Source organism: Litorisediminicola beolgyonensis, assembly GCF_042679605.1.
Taxonomy (GTDB): domain Bacteria; phylum Pseudomonadota; class Alphaproteobacteria; order Rhodobacterales; family Rhodobacteraceae; genus Litorisediminicola; species Litorisediminicola beolgyonensis.
The window spans coordinates 14,501-32,924 of the sequence record NZ_JBHTMU010000034.1; the positions used below are offsets into that span (position 1 = coordinate 14,501).

Here is an 18,424-nt window from a genome sequence, read left to right on the forward strand (position 1 = left end):
GCTCACCCGGCGGGGCGCTTTATCGCTCAGCGCATTTCCTCGACCGGAGTGACGCCCAAGATACCCAGACCGGCGGCAATGACAACCGCGACCGCCCGCGCCAGAGCGGTTTTCGAGCGGCTTGTGGCAGGATCACCCTCCTGCAGGAAACGAAGCCCCGGCTCGTCGTTGCCGCGGTTCCAGAGCGCGTGCAGATCTGACGCCAATTCATAGAGATAGAAGGCGACGCGGTGCGGCTCGTGGGTGCGCGCGGCGATCTCGACGAGCCGCGGCCATTCGGCGAGTTTCTTCGCAACCGCCAGCTCGGTCTCGTGGGTCATGCCCGAGAGATCGGCCTCGAGAAGGGCCTGGTCCGACAGGTCCATCCCCGCCTCGGTGCCCTTGCGCAAGACCGAGCACACACGCGCGTGGGCGTATTGCACGTAGAACACCGGGTTGTCCTTGGACTGCTCGACCGCCTTGTCGAAATCGAAATCCAGCGGCGCGTCGTTCTTCCGCGTCAGCATCACGAAACGGGTGACGTCGGGGCCCACCTGCTCGACCACGTCGCGCAGGGTGACGAAGGTGCCGGCGCGCTTCGACATCTTGAAGGGCTCGCCGTTCTTGTAGAGCTTGACGAGTTGGCAGAGCTTGATGTCGAGCGGCACCGAGCCGTTCGAGAGCGCCGAGACCGCCGCCTTCATCCGCTTCACATAGCCGCCGTGATCGGCGCCAAAGACGTCGATGAGCTGGTCGAAGCCGCGCCTGACCTTGTCGTAATGATAGGCGATGTCGGGCGCGAAATAGGTCCAGCTGCCGTCCGATTTCCGGATCGGCCGGTCCACGTCGTCGCCATGCTTGGTCGACTTGAAGAGCGTCTGCTCGCGCGGCTCCCAATCCTCGGGCAGCTTGCCCTTGGGCGGCTCCAGCACGCCGCGATAGATCAGACCCCGTTCGACGAGCTCATTAATGGCCCGCTCAATCTTGCCGGTGCCGTAGAGCGATTTCTCGGAGAAGAAATGATCCATCTCGACGCCCAGAAGCGCCAGGTCCTCGCGGATCAGCGCCATCATCGCGTCGGTGGCGAATTCCCGGACAGGCTCGAGCCAGACGTCCTCGGACGCGTCGAGATAGGCGTCGCCCACCTTGGCCTTCAGCGCCTCGCCGACCTCGATCAAATATTCGCCGGGATAGGTGCCGTCGGCAAAGGCGACCTCCTGCCCATGCGCCTCGAGATAGCGCAGGTAGACCGACCGCGCGAGCACATCGACCTGCGCGCCGCCGTCGTTGATGTAATATTCGCGGGTCACGTCATAGCCCGCGTAATCCAGAAGCGCCGCCAGAGCGTCGCCGAAGACCGCGCCCCGTGTGTGGCCGACATGAAGCGGCCCAGTCGGGTTCGCCGAGACATACTCGACATTGACCTTGATCCCCTGCCCCATGATCGAGCGCCCGAACGCCGCGCCGTCGCTCAGAACGGTCTTGGCGACGTCCTGCCAGACGGCATCCGAGAGCCGCAGGTTGAGGAAGCCCGGCCCCGCGACCTCGGCGGTGGCGATGCGCGAATCCTCGGCCAGCATCGGCGCCAGCGCCTCGGCGATCTCGCGCGGCTTCATCCCGGCGGGCTTGGCGAGCACCATCGCGGCATTCGTCGCCATATCGCCATGCGACGGATCGCGCGGCGGCTCGACGGCGATGTTGTCGAAGGGCAGGCCCTCGGGAAGCGTGCCCCTGGCGGCAAGCGTGTCGATGGCCTCGGTGACGAGGATGCGGATATCGGCGAAGAGGTTCATGGTTTTCCCAGATCTGACGCCGCGGGTCTTACCACGGGGCGGGCCGGGGTCAATGCGGGCGCGGCTCTTCGCGCCCTGCCCTCATGCCGCGTCCTTGCGCTCCTCGCGCTTCGGCGCCAGCGCCACGAGCCGCACATCGTTCAGGTCCCGCGGCGTGTCGTCGGGTCCGAGAAAGCGCAGCGCGCCCTCGGGGCCAAGCTCGGCGACCGGGATCGCTTCGGGGTTCTTCTCGTACCAGTCGGGCAGCTGGAACTCCTCGGAGAGGCGGGTGACGCGGAACTCCCAGCCTTCGCGAAGGCGGGCATTGGCCTCCCAATAGGTCTCGTCCGGACCGATCGGGCGCCCGCCGAGCGTCGCGGGCAGCGCATGGCGGGCGGAGCCGCCGCGCACGCGCTTGAGCTGGTAGACATGCTCGCGCCCGAATTCCGGGCCGAGGTCAGTGGTGACGAGCGTGTTGTAGGCGTCGTTGTCGGTGGTCGCGACGACCTTCTCGTAGCGCACCAGATCGAGCCGGTGCTCGGCATCCTCGGAGAGAAGATCGCCGAAATAGGTCTCGATCCCCGCCTCGCGCGCGGCGCGGAGATGGCTGTGGTTGGGATCGACGATGATCACCGGCAGGTCCAGCTTGCCGAGCGCCTGCGCCAGTGCCACGGACCAGGCCGAGCCGCCGACGATCATCACGCCGGGCCGATCCGCGGCGGTCAGCTTCAGAAGCTTCGCCATCGGCTGGAGCGTGAACCCGTGCAGCACGACCGTCGCCGCCACGAGCGCAAAGGCCAGGGGGCCGATCTGGGTGCCGTCCTCGATCCCGAGCGCGGTCAGACGCTCGCCGAAGAGCCCCGCCACCGCGACCAGAACCACGCCGCGCGGACCGGTGAAGGCGACGAGGAGCCGCTCGGACCAGGGGATGGCCGAGAACGCGAGCGACGTCAGCACCGCAAGCGGGCGGGCGATCAGGATGACCGACAGGACGAACAGGAGCGCCCGCCAGTCGAGCGCCATCAGCGTCTGGCGATCCATATTCGCGGCCAAGAGGATGAACACGCCAGACACCAGCATCACCGTCGCCTGCTCCTTGAAGCGGCGGATCTCGGTGTAGGACGGCAGTTCGACGTTTGCGATCAGGAGACCCATGAGCGTCACCGCGAGCAGGCCGCTTTCATGCAGAACGGCGTCGGAGACCGCAAAAACACCAAGGAGAACAACGAAGAGGACCGGGATCTTCATGTATTCCGGGACCCAGCCGCGGCTGAACGCACGCGCCACGCCCCAGCCTGCCAGAAGACCGAGCACGCTCGCGACCGCGACGCCCACGAAAAGCTCCCACGCCGCATGCCCGACGCCGCTGGCGGTCTGGAGCACGATCACGACCTCGAAGGCCAGGACCGCAGCCAGTGCTCCGACGGGATCGTTGACGATCGCCTCCCAGTTCAGGAGCGCTGCCGGGCGGCGGCGCAGCCGCGCCTGGCGCAGAAGCGGGGCGATCACGGTCGGACCGGTCACGATCATGATGCCGCCAAAGACCGCCGAGGTCTCCCAGGAGAGGCCCGCGACCCAGTGAAGCGCCGCCGTCGAGGCCGCCCATCCGAGCGGCGCGCCGATCACGACGAGCCGCTTCACCCCTTCAGCTGCGTCCTGCAAGCTCTTGAGATTGAGGGTCAATCCGCCTTCGAAGAGGATGATCGCAACGGCCACCGCGATGAGGGGCTGCATCAAGGCCCCGAAATCCTCGCTCGGGTCGAGAAGTCCGAGACCGGGTCCGACGATCAGCCCCGCGAGCAGCATGAGCACGATCGCCGGCATCCTCAGACGCCAGGCCAACCACTGGGAGCCAACACCAAGCGCACCCACCACCGCGAAAGCCATAACAGGCGTCAGACCGCCCTCAACACCTGTTGCCATACTTCAAGACGTCTCCGCTGTAGCTTCGTCTAACGCGGCTCGCGCACCGATCGTTCCCGCCTCGCAGGACACAACCGTACCCGCCACCACCGCGCGCGACACCGGATGGCAGAGCATCAGCACCGCGTCGCCGAGCGCGGTCAGCCGATCCGCGTCCCACGGGCCACCCGTGCCGATCTCGACCCCGGCCAGCCGCGCCGGGCGCGACCGTGTGGCAAGCTCGGGCAGGATCGCGCGCGCCGCTGCAGCCAGCGCGACCTGGGCGCGTGCCGCGCCTCGGTCCGGCACCGGCAAAGCGATCACGCCGGTCGCTTGCCCCCGCCTCAGCCCGGCGCGCAAGGCGCCCGTCAGCGCGTCGAGATCGGCCAGAGCGCGGCCCATGCGGGTCGCGGCCTCGGGCGCCAGAAGCGTCATGTCGAGAAAGACGTGCAGCGGCTCCGTCCCCCAGGCCGCGGCGATATCCGCCCAGCGCGCCGAGCAGCGCGGGTCGAGCGCCAGGGGCTCGATCCGGTCGGGATGGCCTCGCGCAAGCTCCAGAAGGCCGCGCTCGTCCGCGTCCACCGCGACCACGATCGCTCCGAAGCCGGCAAGCCGTCGCACGAGGGAGCGCCCGAGCGGATGACAGGCCCCGGCGCAGAGCACGATACGTCCGGAAAAATGAGACACTCCAAACACGTCGCGGACGCGCTCCTTCACAAAGGCAACCGGGCACACATGCGACCGGAGGACAGGCACCGGCACACCATGCCAAGGGGGGAAGGCCCGGCACAATCGCGAATTGGTCTAGGGTCGGTCAGGAATCCCCGACCTTGCCGAGCAGCTGCGCGCCGGTCAGACGGGCATGCTCCTGCAGCGCGAACCGGTCCGTCATGCCCGCGACATAGTCGGCCACGAGCCGCGCCCGCGCGGTCTCGTCCGCGCAGGTATCGAGCCCGTGGCGCCAATGCTCGGGCATCTCTTCGGGGGTGGCGAGGTAGATCGGGAAGAGCGCCTCCACCGCCTCGGTGACCCGCGCGCGCTGCGCCATGACCGAGGGGGCGCGGTACATGTGGCCGAAAAGGAAGCTCTTGATCTCGCGGATCGCCGCCGCCATCGGCGCGGAGAAGGCGATGACGGGGCGCCCGAGATGGCGGATCGCGTCGACGCTGTCGGCACCGCTCGCCTCGAGCGCCGCGCGCGAGGTGTCGATCAGATCGCTGACCATCGCGCCGAAGACCCGCCGGAGCGCCTCGTGGCGCCGCCGGTAGGGATCGAGATCGGGCCAGAGCGCATCGACCTCGGCATAGGCCTCGCGGACAAGCGGCAAGGGCGCGATCTCGTCTTCCGAGAAGAGACCCGCGCGCAGCCCGTCATGGAGGTCGTGATTGTTGTAGGCGATGTCATCTGAGAGCGCGGCCACCTGCGCCTCGGCGCTGGCATGGGTGTCGAGCTCCAGATCGTGCCGGGCGTCGTATTCCGCCAGCGCATAGGGCAAGGGCCGCGGCACCGGCCCATTGTGCTTGGCGATGCCCTCGAGCGTCTCCCAGGTCAGGTTCAGACCGTCGAACCCGGCATAATGCCGCTCGAGCGAGGTGACGATCCGCAGCGCCTGCGCGTTGTGATCGAACCCGCCGAAGGGTTTCATCAGCGCGTCGAGCGCGTCCTCTCCGGTGTGACCGAAGGGCGTGTGGCCGAGGTCATGGGCAAGCGCCACCGCCTCGGTCAGGTCGGTGTCGAGCCCGAGCGCGTTGGCGATGGTGCGCGCGACCTGCGCGACCTCGATGGAATGGGTGAGCCGGGTGCGGAAGAAATCGCCCTCGTGCTCGACGAAGACCTGCGTCTTGTGCTTGAGCCTGCGAAAGGCCGAGGCATGGATGATCCGGTCGCGGTCGCGCTGGAACGGCGACCGGAAGGCGCTTTCCTCTTCCGCGTAGAGCCGCCCGCGGGAGCCCGCGGGATCGCATGCGTATCGGGCGCGCATCCTGCCTCGCCATCCTTGTGAGCTGTCCCGAGGCTCCATATATTGCAGGCCTGACCGGAAAGAAACCGCGCGCGGACCGCGTGCGAGGGGATATCATGCAACTGCCGCCCAAAGTCACCGACCGCGCCTTCGCCCGCCTCGCCGAGATCGGCGCGGCCGACCAGGGCCACGCGCTTCGCGTCGCCGTCGAGGGCGGCGGCTGTTCGGGGTTCCAGTACGAGATCAAGCTCGACGCGCCCGCCGAGGACGATCTGGTGCTCGAAGGCCAGGGCCAGCAGGTGGTCGTGGACAGCGTCTCCCTGCCCTTCCTGTCGAACGCGGTGATCGACTTCGCCGATGAGCTGATCGGCGCGCGCTTCGTGATCGAGAACCCCAACGCCACGTCCTCCTGCGGCTGCGGCACCAGCTTCTCGATCTGAGCGCCCGACGCAGTTTCAGAGAGTGTGCATCTCGCGGTAAAGCTGCCGCTCGTAGCCGTCGCATTGGACGATCGCGTAGAGATCGACGCGACCAGGTTCGCGGTAGAGCTGGCTCGTGAGAACATGGACTTGGCGTTTGCCGCCGGGCTCAAGACCGAACCGTCGGCTGCCGCCGTCGATCAGCCACAGAAGGCAGTTCTCCGCCGTGGCGTCGCCGTCGTTATGAAGCGTGAACCACCCCTCGAACCGATCCCCGTAGGCCTGGCTCAGGTCGGGCGCCTCGATCCGGCTGTCCAGAAGCACGATCTTCGGCGCGGGCGTGCGCGGCGGCGGCGGTTTGTGCTTGGGAACAAACGGTCCGCCCTCGGCGGTCAGCCACCAGACCGCCAGCCCGGCGACCACCGCCGAGCCGATGCCGCCGAGCCATTTCAACACGCTTGCGGTCATGACACCTCCTGCCCGCGGACGGGCAGGATAGCATCATCGGGCGCATCTGTCCGGTCAGGCAGGAACGCGGCGCAGGCTCATCTCGTCGATCACGAGCCAGAGGCCCGAGCCCATCACCATGGCCACGCCCCAGAAGGTCGTCGCCGCGGGCCATTCGCCGTAGGCCGCCCAGCCGATCAGCACCATCCAGACGAATTGCAGGTTCATCAGCGGCGTCGCCACATAGGCGGGCAGCAGCCGAAGCGCCACGACAACCACCCAGCGCGCGCCGAAAAGACCCAGTGCATAGACCGCGATCCAGGCGAGATCCGCGCCGCTCATCGGCTTCCAGACGAAGGGCAGTGCGAGGCCCATCGTGGCGAAGATCGCCAGTTGCGGCCAGAAGACCTGCGCCAGCGCGTTGCTCTCGATCCTCCCGATATAGCGCGCAATCACCATCGACGCGGTGCCCGAGACCGCCCCCATGAAGGCCCAGAGATGGCCCACCTGCAGCGCTTTCGGTCCCTCCGGCATCATGCAGAGGATGCCCAGCGCCCCGAGGCCGAGCGCCGCCCAGGCCATGGGCCGGATCGGCTCGTTGAGGACGGGGCCGCTCATCAGCGCGGCGATCACCGGGATGAGGCCGACGAAGAGGAAGACATCGGCGAAAAGCAGGTGCCGGAACGCCATGAAGAACGACAGGCAGGCCAGCACCGTCAGACCCGCCCGCGCGGCCATCGCCCAGGGGCAACTCGTGGCCAGCCGCTCGCTCTGGCCGCGATAGCGGCTGACGCCGAGGCTGAGGAGCAGCACCATGGCCGCCGATATGAAGAAGAGCTGCGGCGCCTCGAAGCTGCCCGCGATCCGCTTGGTGACCCCGTCCGCGACCGAGATCATCAGCGTATAGAGGGCGACAAGCCCCGCTCCGGTGAGCGCCGCGGATCTCATGCCCGTCGCTCCAGAAGGCTCGCGAGGCCGGTATCGTGCGGACCCGAGCGCGCGAAGAGGTGGAAGAACCGCTCGAACCCGTCGATCTCCGATGCGGCGGCGAGCGTGTCCGAGGCCCCGTCGGTCAGGCGGGCGTCGAGGATGGGGCGCATCGTCTGCCAGTCCCCCGAGCGCGCCGCGCCTAGATCGTAGAGGCAGCGCGACAGCTCCTTGAGCGGCGCGCTCCAGACCGGTCCGCGCAGGAACGCCATCCGCCCCTCCATGACCGGCACGCCGTCGAAACAGGGCCGCCCCTCGGCGATGGCCCGGTGCCAGTGGCAGACCAGGAAGACGTGGTAATCATCGGCGAGCGTCGCGGAGGGCCCGGCCTCGACCCGGAAGCTCATGACCTCGTCGGCAAGCCAGCGCGTCCAGAGCATCGGCGGTGTCACGCCCGCAAAGCGCAGGGCGGCGCAGCATTCGGCCATCAGGTCGGCATTGCGCTCGAGCCAGGCCAGATGCCCGACATGGCGCAGGCTGGTGATCGCGCCCTCGCAGAGCGCGGGGTCGCGGCGGCCGTATTCGCTGAGATAGAAGACCACGTGGGTCAGCTCGTAGGCCGCCTTCTTGTTCGGAAGGGCGAAGACGTCCGAGCGGGCGATGAAGCGCCGCATCCGCGCCTCGAGCCCGGCATCCTCCGGAAGAGCCTCGACGCCGCGCCGCGCCATCAGCCGCCGCGCTTCCATGCGCTGCAGGTCCGACAACTCGGCCCCGGGCAGATCGGCCCGTGCCGCCTGCGCGACCAGATGCTCGGCGGTCTCGCCCTCGAGCCCGAGCGCTTCGAGATCGAGCGCGATGGAGAGCAGGAACCGGTAATATTGCGGGAAGAACTCGAGCCGCGCCTCGAGCCCGTCGTAGAAGGGCCGGAAGGCCGCGAGCGCATGGTCCGGCAGAGAGGCGCCCGAGGTCTCAAGCACGTTCAGAAGCTCGGCGGTCTCCTTGAGCCAGAACACGTCCTCGCCCGCGCGGCGCTCCTCGGCGAAACAGGCGCAGATCGCAGCGAGACGATCGCCGGGATCGGTGATCCGGCGCGGGACGGGCAGAGGAATGACGTTGCTCATGGCCATCGGGCTCCTGTCATCTTGTCCGGGCGGGGCCGCATCCGGCCCCTGCCCCTGTCACTGCGGCTGCCGATCAGCAGCTGGTGGTGAACGCCTCGACCCGCTCACCGTCGAGCGCGTCGCTGCCCATCACCGGCGCGCAGCTCGTGGTGAACATCTCGACCTTCTCGCCCGCCAGTGCGTCGCTGCCCATCACAGGCGCACAGCTCGTGGTGAACATCTCGACCTTCTCGCCCGCCAGCGCGTCGCTGCCCATCACCGGCGCGCAGCTCGTGGTGAACATCTCGACCTTCTCGCCTGCCAGCGCGTCGCTGCCCATCACCGGCGCGCAGCTCGTGGTGAACATCTCGACCTTCTCGCCCGCCAGCGCGTCGCTGCCAAGCACCGGGGCACAGCTCGTGGTGAAAATCTCGACCCGCTCTCCGCTCATCATGTCGGCCGTGGACGACGGCGCGCAGCTCGTCGTGAACAGACCGGTTTCCTCACCCGAAAACGCATCCGCTCCGGTCACGAGATCGGTCACCTGGAAAACGTCGCGATGCTTCAGAACTGCAGTCATGGTAAAACTCTCCGTCAGTGCGTGATTGCCTCATGAGCGTTGCAGCCGTCAGGAGAAATATGAACATCAAAACAACCGATAGAATAAAGCTAATAGATTATACAGACTTAATCCACTTTAATGTCGCCCCGCAGAAAATCGGCATCGCCGATCTATTCGGATTCATCCACAGAAGGAAAAAATCTGTGGATAAGTTATCCACGCCCGCCCGATGTCCCGACGCGCCCGCCGCGGCGGACGGAAATGTCCCGCTCCGACCGCGATCGGCTGATTCCGATTCGTCCCCGGCGACAGCGTCCGGAACCCTTGCCTCGCCTCCGGCTAGGCGCGATAACCGCGCCCAACCGCCGGAGACCTGCCGATGAAGATCGCCACCTACAACATCAACGGAATCAAGGCACGCCTTCCTGCGCTGCTCGATTGGTTGAAAGAGGCCGATCCCGACGTGGTCTGCCTGCAGGAGATCAAGTCGGTCGACGCCGCCTTCCCCGCCGAAGAGATCGAGGCGCTCGGCTACAATGTCGAGACCCATGGCCAGAAAAGCTTCAACGGCGTCGCGCTCCTGTCGAAACTCCCGCTCGAGGACGTGACCCGCGGCCTGCCCGGCGACGACAGCGACGAACAGGCCCGCTGGATCGAGGCGACGGTCATGGGCGACACCGAGGCCGTGCGCATCTGCGGGCTCTACCTGCCGAACGGCAACCCGGTCAGCTTCGACGCCCAAGGCGCGCCCGAGCGCGAGGGCAAATACGGCTACAAGCTCGACTGGATGGACCGGCTGCACGCCCGCGCCGAGGCGCTCATGGCGGCCGAGACCCCGGCGCTGATGGCGGGCGACTACAACATCATCCCCCAGCGCGAGGACGCCGCCCGGCCCGACGCCTGGACCAAGGACGCGCTCTTTCTCCTGGAGAGCCGCGAGGCCTTTCGCCGCATCCTCAATCTCGGCTTCACCGAGGCGATCCGCACCCGCCATCCCGAACCGGGCCTCTACTCGTTCTGGGACTACCAGGCCAATTCCTGGGAACGGAACAACGGCATCCGCATCGACCACGTCCTGATGACACCCGCCTGCGCCGACCTGATGACCGATTGCGGCATCGACCGCGACGTGCGCGCACGCGAGAAGCCCTCGGATCACGTGCCGGTCTGGGTGGAACTCGCCGCCTGATCGCCCGCCCTTCGCCTTGCGCGCCGCGTGGGCGCGGCATACATCTAGCGCCCGAGAGCAACGACCGGAGCCCCTCCATGGCAATGCAGGCCCAGGAAATCGAGACGCTGATCCGCGCCGCGTTCCCCGACGCCAAGATCACGATCACCGACCTCGCCGGTGACGGCAATCACTACGCCGCCGAGGTGATCGACGAAAGCTTCCGCGGCCAGAACCGGGTCCAGCAGCAGCGCGCGGTCTATGCGGCGCTGAAGGGCAAGATGGACGGCGCGCAGGGCGAATTGCACGCGCTGGCGCTGACCACCAAGGCTCCGGACTGAGAGACAATCCCGCAAGCGGCGCGGCCCGCCCGCGACCACGCGACAGGAGACAGAAGATGAGCGACGCCAAGACCCGTATCGACGAGACGGTGAAATCGAACGACGTGGTGCTCTACATGAAGGGCACCAAGACCATGCCGCAATGCGGCTTCTCCAGCCGCGTGGCCGGTGTCCTGAACTACATGGGCGTCGAGTATGCCGATGTGAACGTGCTCGAGGACCAAGACATCCGGCAGGGCATCAAGGACTATTCCGACTGGCCCACCATCCCGCAGCTCTACGTGAAGGGAGAGTTCGTGGGCGGCTGCGACATCATCACCGAGATGACCCTGTCGGGCGAGTTGGACCAGCTCTTCGAGGAGAACGGCGTCTCCTACGACAAGGACGCCGCCGAGAAGATCCGCGAAGCCAACGGCTGATCCGTCGATTTTGGGTTAGAGACAGGAACGGCCCGCGCTGCGCGGGCCGTTTTGTTGTAGAGGGGGTCCAAGAACAGTGGTCAACTGCGATAGAAACTGGACGATTTTTAATGTCGGAAAAAATTGGTTCTGTAGGCAGATTTTCATACGCAACCAGGCAGCTGGAGGTATAGATGAGCCGAAAGGTTCCGGTCATAATTTGAATAAAATACTCGAGGAGCAGAGCATTGAAAAAAGGTCCCTATAAGCATCTAAGCACTACGGCGCTTGTATCTACGCAGTTCAACCGCCTGCCACCCAACATTAGTCGCACACTCCCTTCCCAAGGCAACATCATTTCAGGCTGTAGCTTTTCAAACTGCGGCACTGGAATAGTACAGGTAAAACGCCATCAAGCGCCAAAAATTGACGACGAATCGCTTCAAATGATCGAAGCGGATCAGCCCGAATACATCACGCGCCACATTGAGGAGCGCTGGCTGGAAGCTACCCTGAAAGGTTATTTTCGATTCGGTACTTTAGTAAACTATCGTGCAGCAGAAGGAGCGATAGGCGGCCGCCTCGGTGACCATCAGGAGAGTAGAATTCAGGAAACCTTCAACAGCCGTTCAAGTTTTTTTGAAAGTGCGAGCCTAAAAGGCATCGAGATTTCGAACACCTCATTCAGCGGAACCAAGAACCACATAGTCATTGAGACGATTGTAAATGACTTCTGCTCATGCGCTTCTGTCGGAAAGTTTGCCACTCCACGCGCAGAGGCAATACGTGACGCTGAAGACAACCCAGAAAAAAGGCCCAGCGCGTATGTAACCTATCATTTAGCAACGCTAAGGAAGGCAATTAGTGAGAATTTATCTCAAACACCCGGTTTGAGCAACCTTACCCCACTTGGAAGAACCGTGGAATACGGAGAAAAAGATCAGCGCTGGAAAGTAGAGGAGAATTTTTCTTACAAACGAGACCGCGATGCTTTGGCAACCTGGCTCGGAATAGCATTCGTCAAGTCACCAACTTTCAAACACGAAGAAGAATACCGACTGTTATTGATAGACCGGTCGGGCCCGGGCGCGTTGAATGACAAAACCGAGACTTACGAAATTCCTGAAAGTACACGCATCGCCGAGTCTATTTTTGCACACGGCACTTTCTGAAAAATTAATCAAACACTCGACTTTTCACACTCTGCTTTTGAAAAATTTAACAGAGTAACAGCCCAAAAACAGCTCGGCAATTAATCGACTCAATCATCTCTTGAGAGATCCCGTATTTCGGACAATTTAGACCAATACGGGTTGCGCGCCCTTTTTGGGTATGTCGGTCACCCAACCATTCACCCTCCCGGCGCAGGCACTATCCGCACAAGCCGTCCATTATCCGCATCCGTAACCGCGAGGATCGCGCCGTCGGGCGCTTGGGCCACGTCGCGCACGCGACCGAGATCGGTGGCGAGCCGTTCTTCCTCCTGCACGCGCCCGTCCTCCAGAGACAGCCGCACGATCCCGCCGGGGTTCAGCGAAGCTATGAAGAGGTCGCCCTGCCACGCGCCAAAGGCCTCGCCCGAATAGCTTATCATGCCCCCGGGCGCGATCACCGGGTCCCAGAAATAGACCGGCTGCTCCATGCCCTCGGCCTGCGCCTCGCCGGAGCCCACGGGCGAGCCGTTGTAGTTCTGACCGTAGCTGATCACCGGCCAGCCGTAGTTCTTGCCGGGCTCCGGGCGGTTCAGCTCGTCCCCGCCCGCGGGCCCGTGTTCGATCGTCCAGAGCGCGCCCTCATGCAGGGTCGCGCCCTGCATGTTGCGGTGCCCGTAGGACCAGATCGACGCGATGGCGGTCTCGTCGCCGACGAAGGGATTGTCGGCGGGGATGTCGCCCTCGGGCGTGAGGCGGATCACCTTGCCGTAGGTTGTGTCGAGATCCTGCGCGAAGACCCGCTCCTGCGGCGAGGAATGCTCGCCCGTGGTGACGAAGACATGCCCCGCCCCGTCGAAGAGGATGCGGCTGCCGTAATGCATCGGTGTGGGCGATGGCGGCGTCTGCGCGAAAATCTCGGTGAAGCCGTCGAGCGCGGTGCCATCCCCGGTCAGGACGCCATAGCCCGCCGCCGTGACCGAGCGACCGCTGCCCATGGGCTTGGAATAGGTCAGGTAGACCCGGCGGCTCTCGGCGAAATCCGGCGCGAGCGTCACGTCGAGAAGCCCGCCCTGCCGACGATTGAAGACCTCGGGCACACCGGCGAGCGGCGCCGAGACCTCGCCACCCTCGGACACGCGGCGGAGCGCGCCCGAGCGTTCAGTGACGAGGTATCCGCCCTCAGGCAGAACCGCGATGCCCCAGGGGTGGTCGAGCCCGTCGGCGATGGTCTCCACGCGGAGGGCCACGCCGCTGTCGACCATCTCGGCGCGGAATTGTTCGGGGAAGACGGGCTGAAGATCGGTGTTGCGCCCGCCGCGCTCCCATGGCGCGGCGCAGACAGGAAGGGCGATGAGCACGGACAGGGCGAATGCGGGGCGCAGGAACATAAGGGTCTCCGGTAGACAACGGCTCCCCGAGAGGTAGCGCCCGAGGACCGCGCGCGGCTCATAATTCCGTGAGACGCCGGTTCAGCAGCGGCCATGCACATGCGGCGCGAGGAGCGCCGCGACCGCCCGGTTCGCAGGCGCGTCGAGACCGAGCTCGTCCGACAGACGCGCCACCGCGCCGTTGATCCAGGGCGTCTCCAGCGCCCGGCCGTGTTCGAGATCGATGGCCGTCGAGGCGCGCATCATCGGCGGCAGGCCACGCGCGCGCTCCATCGTCTCGGAGACCAGAGTGTCGGGCACCGCGACGTCGCGCGCCCGCGCCAGGCGGTCGGTCTCGGTGACGATGGTCTCGAACAGCTCGGCCAGATCGGCATGTGCGAAGATGTCGGCGATGGTGCAGCGCCCCGCGGCGGTGACCCCGGAGACCGCCGAGAACAGCGCGAATTTTGTCCAGAGCTCGGCCTCGATATCGGCGCTTTCGGGCGCGTCTAGGCCAGCCTCGGTGAAGGCTGCGCGAAGCCCTGCCACCCGGTCCGACGGCTGGTTCCCCCGCTCGCCGAAGACGAAGCGCGAGAAAAGGCCGGTCTGGGTGATGACCCCCGGCGCCGAGATCGTCGTCGAGACATAGGCCGCGCCGTTGCCGACATTGCGCTCGGGCAGAAGCGCGGCGAGCCGGTCCGAAGCCTCGACACCGTTCAGGAACGGCACGACCAGAGTGTCGGCCTTCAGAAGCGGGCGGCAGGCCTCGGCGGCGGCATCGAGCCCTCCGGCCTTGACGCCGAGGATCACCGCGTCGACCTCGCCGATCTCGGCGGGTCTGTCGGTCGCCAGCGCCGGGCACACCGTGCCGCCATCCTCCGGCGCCTCAAGGCGCAGCCCGTGCTCGCGGATCGCCGCAAGATGCGCGCCGCGTGCGAGGCAGGCGACCTCGTGCCCGGCCCGTGCCAGTTTCACCGCCAGATATCCGCCGATCCCGCCGGTGGCGACTGTCGCGATCCTCATGATGGGCCCCCTTTTTCCCTGTTCCGACGCCAGCCTAGCACAGCCCGGCGCCGCTGCGGACCACCCCGAACCCGCGATCCGGGCTTGATCTGCGTCAACGCGCCATGCGGCAGGCCAGTGCGAGACTGACCCCGCGGCCCGGCGCGAGGAGCGGGGTTCGGTCAGGGACAGAGGGCCCTGCCCCGCCACTGCGCCTTCGGGGGCGGTCTTTGCCCCCTGCTGCCGCGTGTATCGGCACGAGTGCGTATCGCGATCAGCAATCACGGGGACACGCCATGATCACATCCATATCCACCGCCCGCCCGGCCCTGCAGCTCTGCGCCGCGAGCCTTCTGCTTCTGGCCACCGCGGTCCCGGGCCGCGCGCTCGACGAGGCCAGCCAGGTGGCGCTTGGCAAGACCGAGTACATCGCGCATTGCGCGGCCTGCCACGGCGCGGGTGGCAAGGGCGACGGGCCCGTCGCCGAGGTGCTTGCGAAAAAACCGCTCGACCTGACCCGGATCTCCGCGCGCTACAGCGGCCAGTTCCCGCGCGACGCGGTGCAGCAGGTCATCGACGGGCGCAACATGATCAATCCGCATGGCGACCGGGGCATGCCGGTCTGGGGCAACCGCTATTTCCAGAGTGCCATGTCTCTGGCCGAGGGCGTGCCGCATGATGTCGACGTGCAGGCGCTGGCCTTCGGCCGCGTCGCCGCGCTCGTGACCTATCTGGAGGCGATCCAGGAGTAGACCGGAACGCAAGACGCCCCGGAGCGGTGGCTCCGGGGCGTCCTGACGTTCTTGAACGGAGGGGTCAGAGCAGCGCCTTGACCTTCTCGACCGCGGCTTCGGCGGTGATGCCGAAATGCGCGTAGAGCTCTTCCGCCGGGGCCGAGGCCCCGAAGCTGTCCATGCCGACGAAATCGGCCTTGTTCGCGCGGCCGCGCTCGCCGGTCAGCCAGCGGTCCCAGCCAAGGCGGCAGGCGGCCTCGATACCGACACGGACCGGACCCGCGGGCAGCACGCGCTTGCGGTAGGCCTCGTCCTGATCGGCGAAGAGCTCCATGCAGGGCATGGAGACGACGCGGGTGCCGATCCCCTCGGCCTGCAGCGCCTCTCGGGCGGCGAGAGCGATGGCGACCTCGGAGCCGGTGGCGATCATGATCGCCTGGCGCTTGCCCTCGGCCTCGGCCAGCACATAGGCGCCCTGGGCACTGAGGTTCTTGGTCTTGTGCTCGGTCCGGACGGTGGGAAGGTTCTGGCGCGACAGCGCCAGGACCGAGGGCGTCGCGGATTGCGTGAACGCGATCTCCCAGGCCTCGGCGGTCTCGACCGTGTCGGCGGGACGGAAGACCAGCGTGTTGGGCGTCGCCCGGCTGATCGCCAGGTGCTCGACCGGCTGGTGCGTCGGGCCGTCCTCGCCCAGGCCGATGCTGTCATGGGTCATGACGAACACGGTCGGGATGTGCTGCAGCGCCGCCAGACGCATCGCGGGACGCGCGAAATCGGTGAAGCACATGAAGGTGCCGCCATAGGGTCGCACGCCGCCATGGAGCGCCATGCCGTTCATCGCCGCGGCCATGCCATGCTCGCGGATGCCGTAATAGACGTAGCGGCCCTTGCGGCTGTCGAAGTCGAACGTGCCCAAGTCCTTGGTCAGCGTGTTGTTCGACCCGGTGAGGTCCGCCGAACCGCCGATCGTCTCGGGCAGGATCGGGTTGATCACCTCGAGCACCATCTCCGAGCTCTTGCGCGTGGCCACCTTGGGCTGGCTCTCGGAGATCTGCTTTTTCAGCGCCTTGACGGTCGAGGAGAGCTTCTTGGGCGCCTCGCCCGCCAGCATCCGCGCCAGCTCCTTCTGCTTGGCCTCGGAGAGCGCCGCGACGCGGTCCTCCCACTCCTTGCGCTCGGAGGCGCCGCGCGATCCGGCCTCTTCCCACCAGGACTTGATCTCGGCGGGGATCTCGAAGGCCGGAGCGGTCCAGCCCCAGACGCCCTTGGCGTCGATGGCCTGCTGCGCGTCGGTCAGCGCACCATGGCCCTTCGAGGTGTCCTGCGCCGCGTGCCCGAGGGCGATATGCGTCTTGCAGGCGATCATCGAGGGGCGGTCATCGGCCTTGGCGGCTGCGATGGCGGCGTCGATGGCCTCGGGGTCGTGGCCGTCGATCTCCTGGACGTGCCAGCCGGAGGCGGCGAAGCGCTCGGGCTGGTTGGTGTTGTCCGAGATCGACACCTTGCCGTCGATGGTGATGCCGTTGTTGTCCCAGAACACCACGAGATGGCCGAGCTTCTGGCGCCCGGCAAGCGCGATGGCCTCCTGGCTCACGCCCTCCATCAGGCAGCCGTCCCCGGCGATGACATAGGTGTGGTGATCGAAGACCTTCTTGCCCCAGCGGGCGCGCAGGCTTTCCTCGGCGATGGCGAAGCCCACCGACATCGAGATGCCCTGCCCGAGCGGGCCGGTGGTGCATTCGATCCCCTTGGCGAGGAAGTTCTCCGGGTGTCCCGCGGTCTTGGCGCCGAGCTGGCGGAAGTTGCGGACCTCGTCGATGGTGATCTCGGCGTCGCCCACGAGATAAAGGAGCGCGTAGAGCAGCATCGAGCCGTGCCCCGCCGACAGGATGAACCGGTCGCGATCGGCCCATTCGGGCGCGGCGGCGTCGAATTTCATGTGCTTCGACCAGAGCACGGTGGCCACGTCGGCCATGCCGATGGGCATGCCGGTATGGCCGGAATTTGCCTTGGCCACGGCATCAAGGGCCAGCGCGCGGATGGCGGTTGCCCGCATCCAGTGTTCGGGGTGATTGGCTTTGAGCGCGTCGATATCCACTGGGATCATTCCTCCGGCTGAACCTGCGATGCCTAGCTCCTTACCGAAGCCGCGCGGAAGATCAAGCTCGGCGCGGAAGTGCTTGACAGATATGGGCGGGCGTTTTTGCATCGGGATTGGTAAAACTGGGGTACCGCACGGGGCACGCGCGATTCGGAAGGACGGACCGAAGCGGCCAGAACCGTCCCGGCGGAGGTCGTGAAAGGGGCAGTGGCATGTCGGATATCGAGGATCTGCAGCGGCGCATCACCGCGGCGCTGGATCGGATCGCGCGCGGAGTGGACGGCCTCGGCGCGCCCTCCGGCGTGGAAGACGCGGATGAGGACGCACCAGAGGACACCGGGGCGCTCGCCGCGGCAGAGGCCCGGATCGCTGATCTCGAAGCCGCCGAAGCCGGTCGGAACGCCGCGCTCGCGGAGGCCCGCGCCAGTGTCGCCAAGCTCGACGAGGACCTGCAACGGCTGCGCCGCTCGAACGAGATGCTGCGCGCCACCAATGACGAGATGCGCCGCGCGCTCGAAGAGAATGTCGGCGAGCCGCATCTGATCAACAAGGCGATGCTGGCCGAGCTGGAAAGCATCCGCGCCGCGCGCGCCGCCGACGAGGCCGAACACCGCGCGCTCGTCGCCGCGCTGGAACCGCTGGTGGCCGAGGCCGCCTCACGGGATGCAGAGGAGAACGCCTGATGCCCGAAGTGACCGTGCAGATCGGCGGCCGCTCCTTCACCGTCGCCTGCCAGGCGGGCGAGGAGGAATATCTCGAATCCGCCGCGGCGATGCTCGACCAGGAAGCCTCGGCGCTGGTCGACCAGATCGGCCGCATCCCCGAGAACCGGATGCTCCTGATGGCCGGGCTGATGCTCGCCGACCGCACCGCCGGGCTCGAGGACAAGCTGAAGATCGCCGAGGACCAGATCGAACAGGCCCGCGACACGGTCGAAAAGCTCGAAGCCCGCCCGGCCCCCCCGCCCGAGACGGTCGAGGTCGCGGTGCTCCCGCCGGGTCTTGTCGACAGCCTAGCCGAACTGGCCGCCCGGGCGGAGTCGGTCGCGGATTCCGTCGAGGAGAAATCGGCGGGCTGAGTGCGGGTCGGGA

The 18,424-nt window shown here is 66.4% G+C and carries 19 protein-coding genes; 8 read left to right on the top strand and 11 right to left on the bottom strand.

Translation table 11 applies throughout. The annotated features are described in order from the left end of the window. Positions 1 to 26: 26 nt before the first annotated feature. The 4 genes from argS to ACFQ4E_RS15990 all read right to left on the bottom strand — a co-directional run bounded on the left by argS (position 27) and on the right by ACFQ4E_RS15990 (position 5,673). Positions 27 to 1,772 (bottom strand): arginine--tRNA ligase, encoded by a 1,746-nt coding sequence (gene argS / locus ACFQ4E_RS15975; RefSeq protein WP_386805301.1) that lies wholly within the window; start codon positions 1,770 to 1,772, stop codon positions 27 to 29. A gap of 81 nt (positions 1,773 to 1,853) precedes the next feature. Beyond that, positions 1,854 to 3,674: a cation:proton antiporter gene (locus ACFQ4E_RS15980; RefSeq protein WP_386805303.1), complete on the bottom strand. Its 1,821-nt coding sequence runs from the start codon at positions 3,672 to 3,674 to the stop codon at positions 1,854 to 1,856. A 3-nt stretch (positions 3,675 to 3,677) separates the two neighbouring features. Then, positions 3,678 to 4,274, bottom strand: coding sequence for a hypothetical protein (locus ACFQ4E_RS15985; RefSeq protein WP_386805305.1), 597 nt, complete (start codon positions 4,272 to 4,274; stop codon positions 3,678 to 3,680). Positions 4,275 to 4,467: 193 nt separating this feature from the next. Further along, positions 4,468 to 5,673: a deoxyguanosinetriphosphate triphosphohydrolase gene (locus ACFQ4E_RS15990; RefSeq protein ID WP_386805307.1), complete on the bottom strand. Its 1,206-nt coding sequence runs from the start codon at positions 5,671 to 5,673 to the stop codon at positions 4,468 to 4,470. A 56-nt stretch (positions 5,674 to 5,729) separates the two neighbouring features. Between ACFQ4E_RS15990 and ACFQ4E_RS15995 the strand changes: the two genes are divergently transcribed. Beyond that, positions 5,730 to 6,053 (top strand): HesB/IscA family protein, encoded by a 324-nt coding sequence (locus ACFQ4E_RS15995; protein ID WP_386805309.1) that lies wholly within the window; start codon positions 5,730 to 5,732, stop codon positions 6,051 to 6,053. A 15-nt stretch (positions 6,054 to 6,068) separates the two neighbouring features. Here ACFQ4E_RS15995 and ACFQ4E_RS16000 read toward each other — a convergent pair whose 3' ends face one another. From ACFQ4E_RS16000 to ACFQ4E_RS16015, 4 genes are all read right to left on the bottom strand, one after another. After that, positions 6,069 to 6,500: a hypothetical protein gene (locus ACFQ4E_RS16000; protein ID WP_386805310.1), complete on the bottom strand. Its 432-nt coding sequence runs from the start codon at positions 6,498 to 6,500 to the stop codon at positions 6,069 to 6,071. Between the two features lie 54 nt (positions 6,501 to 6,554). Continuing rightward, entirely contained in the window at positions 6,555 to 7,427 is an 873-nt protein-coding gene (locus ACFQ4E_RS16005) for a DMT family transporter (RefSeq protein WP_386805312.1), read from the bottom strand. After that, the gene (locus tag ACFQ4E_RS16010) at positions 7,424 to 8,527 is read right to left on the bottom strand and encodes a DUF6902 family protein (protein ID WP_386805314.1); all 1,104 of its coding nucleotides are present in this window, start codon (positions 8,525 to 8,527) and stop codon (positions 7,424 to 7,426) included. Before ACFQ4E_RS16010 ends, ACFQ4E_RS16005 begins: the two co-directional genes overlap by 4 nt. Before the next feature lie 73 nt (positions 8,528 to 8,600). After that, on the bottom strand, positions 8,601 to 9,086 hold the full coding sequence (locus ACFQ4E_RS16015; protein ID WP_386805316.1) for a hypothetical protein: 486 nt from the start codon (positions 9,084 to 9,086) through the stop codon (positions 8,601 to 8,603). 361 nt (positions 9,087 to 9,447) lie between these two features. Between ACFQ4E_RS16015 and xth the strand changes: the two genes are divergently transcribed. From xth to ACFQ4E_RS16035, 4 genes are all read left to right on the top strand, one after another. After that, positions 9,448 to 10,257 (top strand): exodeoxyribonuclease III, encoded by an 810-nt coding sequence (gene xth / locus ACFQ4E_RS16020; protein WP_386805318.1) that lies wholly within the window; start codon positions 9,448 to 9,450, stop codon positions 10,255 to 10,257. Between the two features lie 77 nt (positions 10,258 to 10,334). Next, complete coding sequence (locus tag ACFQ4E_RS16025) at positions 10,335 to 10,577, top strand: BolA/IbaG family iron-sulfur metabolism protein (RefSeq protein WP_386805320.1); 243 nt, start codon at positions 10,335 to 10,337, stop codon at positions 10,575 to 10,577. 56 nt (positions 10,578 to 10,633) lie between these two features. Then, positions 10,634 to 10,996, top strand: coding sequence for a Grx4 family monothiol glutaredoxin (grxD, locus tag ACFQ4E_RS16030; protein ID WP_386805321.1), 363 nt, complete (start codon positions 10,634 to 10,636; stop codon positions 10,994 to 10,996). 227 nt (positions 10,997 to 11,223) lie between these two features. Further along, on the top strand, positions 11,224 to 12,147 hold the full coding sequence (locus ACFQ4E_RS16035) for a hypothetical protein (protein ID WP_386805323.1): 924 nt from the start codon (positions 11,224 to 11,226) through the stop codon (positions 12,145 to 12,147). 179 nt (positions 12,148 to 12,326) lie between these two features. Here ACFQ4E_RS16035 and ACFQ4E_RS16040 read toward each other — a convergent pair whose 3' ends face one another. Next, entirely contained in the window at positions 12,327 to 13,517 is a 1,191-nt protein-coding gene (locus tag ACFQ4E_RS16040; RefSeq protein ID WP_386805324.1) for a PQQ-dependent sugar dehydrogenase, read from the bottom strand. An 81-nt stretch (positions 13,518 to 13,598) separates the two neighbouring features. Continuing rightward, entirely contained in the window at positions 13,599 to 14,519 is a 921-nt protein-coding gene (locus ACFQ4E_RS16045) for a ketopantoate reductase family protein (RefSeq protein ID WP_386805326.1), read from the bottom strand. A 275-nt stretch (positions 14,520 to 14,794) separates the two neighbouring features. On the opposite strand from ACFQ4E_RS16045, the gene ACFQ4E_RS16050 reads away from it, so the two are divergent. Continuing rightward, a complete protein-coding gene (locus ACFQ4E_RS16050) occupies positions 14,795 to 15,250 on the top strand; it encodes a c-type cytochrome (RefSeq protein WP_386805329.1) in 456 nt (151 codons plus the stop codon). Between the two features lie 64 nt (positions 15,251 to 15,314). Here the strand turns inward: ACFQ4E_RS16050 and tkt are convergent, their stop codons facing one another. Further along, entirely contained in the window at positions 15,315 to 17,339 is a 2,025-nt protein-coding gene (gene tkt, locus ACFQ4E_RS16055; protein WP_386805331.1) for a transketolase, read from the bottom strand. Between the two features lie 206 nt (positions 17,340 to 17,545). On the opposite strand from tkt, the gene ACFQ4E_RS16060 reads away from it, so the two are divergent. Beyond that, positions 17,546 to 18,016: a hypothetical protein gene (locus tag ACFQ4E_RS16060; RefSeq protein ID WP_386805333.1), complete on the top strand. Its 471-nt coding sequence runs from the start codon at positions 17,546 to 17,548 to the stop codon at positions 18,014 to 18,016. Continuing rightward, positions 18,016 to 18,411 carry a cell division protein ZapA gene (locus ACFQ4E_RS16065; protein ID WP_386805334.1) on the top strand — a complete coding sequence of 132 codons (396 nt, stop codon included), beginning with the start codon at positions 18,016 to 18,018 and terminating at the stop codon, positions 18,409 to 18,411. The genes ACFQ4E_RS16060 and ACFQ4E_RS16065 overlap by 1 nt, the downstream gene beginning before the upstream one ends. The last annotated feature ends 13 nt before the right edge of the window (positions 18,412 to 18,424 follow it).

Excerpts from the sequence above, each read along its gene's own strand:
- argS (WP_386805301.1), bottom strand. The coding sequence starts at position 1,772 with ATGAACCTCTTCGCCGATATCCGCATCCTCGTCACCGAGGCCATCGAC.
- ACFQ4E_RS15980 (WP_386805303.1), bottom strand. The coding sequence starts at position 3,674 with ATGGCAACAGGTGTTGAGGGCGGTCTGACGCCTGTTATGGCTTTCGCG.
- ACFQ4E_RS15990 (WP_386805307.1), bottom strand. The coding sequence starts at position 5,673 with ATGGAGCCTCGGGACAGCTCACAAGGATGGCGAGGCAGGATGCGCGCC.
- ACFQ4E_RS15995 (WP_386805309.1), top strand. The coding sequence starts at position 5,730 with ATGCAACTGCCGCCCAAAGTCACCGACCGCGCCTTCGCCCGCCTCGCC.
- ACFQ4E_RS16000 (WP_386805310.1), bottom strand. The coding sequence starts at position 6,500 with ATGACCGCAAGCGTGTTGAAATGGCTCGGCGGCATCGGCTCGGCGGTG.
- ACFQ4E_RS16005 (WP_386805312.1), bottom strand. The coding sequence starts at position 7,427 with ATGAGATCCGCGGCGCTCACCGGAGCGGGGCTTGTCGCCCTCTATACG.
- ACFQ4E_RS16010 (WP_386805314.1), bottom strand. The coding sequence starts at position 8,527 with ATGAGCAACGTCATTCCTCTGCCCGTCCCGCGCCGGATCACCGATCCC.
- ACFQ4E_RS16015 (WP_386805316.1), bottom strand. The coding sequence starts at position 9,086 with ATGACTGCAGTTCTGAAGCATCGCGACGTTTTCCAGGTGACCGATCTC.
- xth (WP_386805318.1), top strand. The coding sequence starts at position 9,448 with ATGAAGATCGCCACCTACAACATCAACGGAATCAAGGCACGCCTTCCT.
- ACFQ4E_RS16025 (WP_386805320.1), top strand. The coding sequence starts at position 10,335 with ATGGCAATGCAGGCCCAGGAAATCGAGACGCTGATCCGCGCCGCGTTC.
- grxD (WP_386805321.1), top strand. The coding sequence starts at position 10,634 with ATGAGCGACGCCAAGACCCGTATCGACGAGACGGTGAAATCGAACGAC.
- ACFQ4E_RS16040 (WP_386805324.1), bottom strand. The coding sequence starts at position 13,517 with ATGTTCCTGCGCCCCGCATTCGCCCTGTCCGTGCTCATCGCCCTTCCT.
- ACFQ4E_RS16045 (WP_386805326.1), bottom strand. The coding sequence starts at position 14,519 with ATGAGGATCGCGACAGTCGCCACCGGCGGGATCGGCGGATATCTGGCG.
- ACFQ4E_RS16050 (WP_386805329.1), top strand. The coding sequence starts at position 14,795 with ATGATCACATCCATATCCACCGCCCGCCCGGCCCTGCAGCTCTGCGCC.
- tkt (WP_386805331.1), bottom strand. The coding sequence starts at position 17,339 with ATGATCCCAGTGGATATCGACGCGCTCAAAGCCAATCACCCCGAACAC.
- ACFQ4E_RS16060 (WP_386805333.1), top strand. The coding sequence starts at position 17,546 with ATGTCGGATATCGAGGATCTGCAGCGGCGCATCACCGCGGCGCTGGAT.
- ACFQ4E_RS16065 (WP_386805334.1), top strand. The coding sequence starts at position 18,016 with ATGCCCGAAGTGACCGTGCAGATCGGCGGCCGCTCCTTCACCGTCGCC.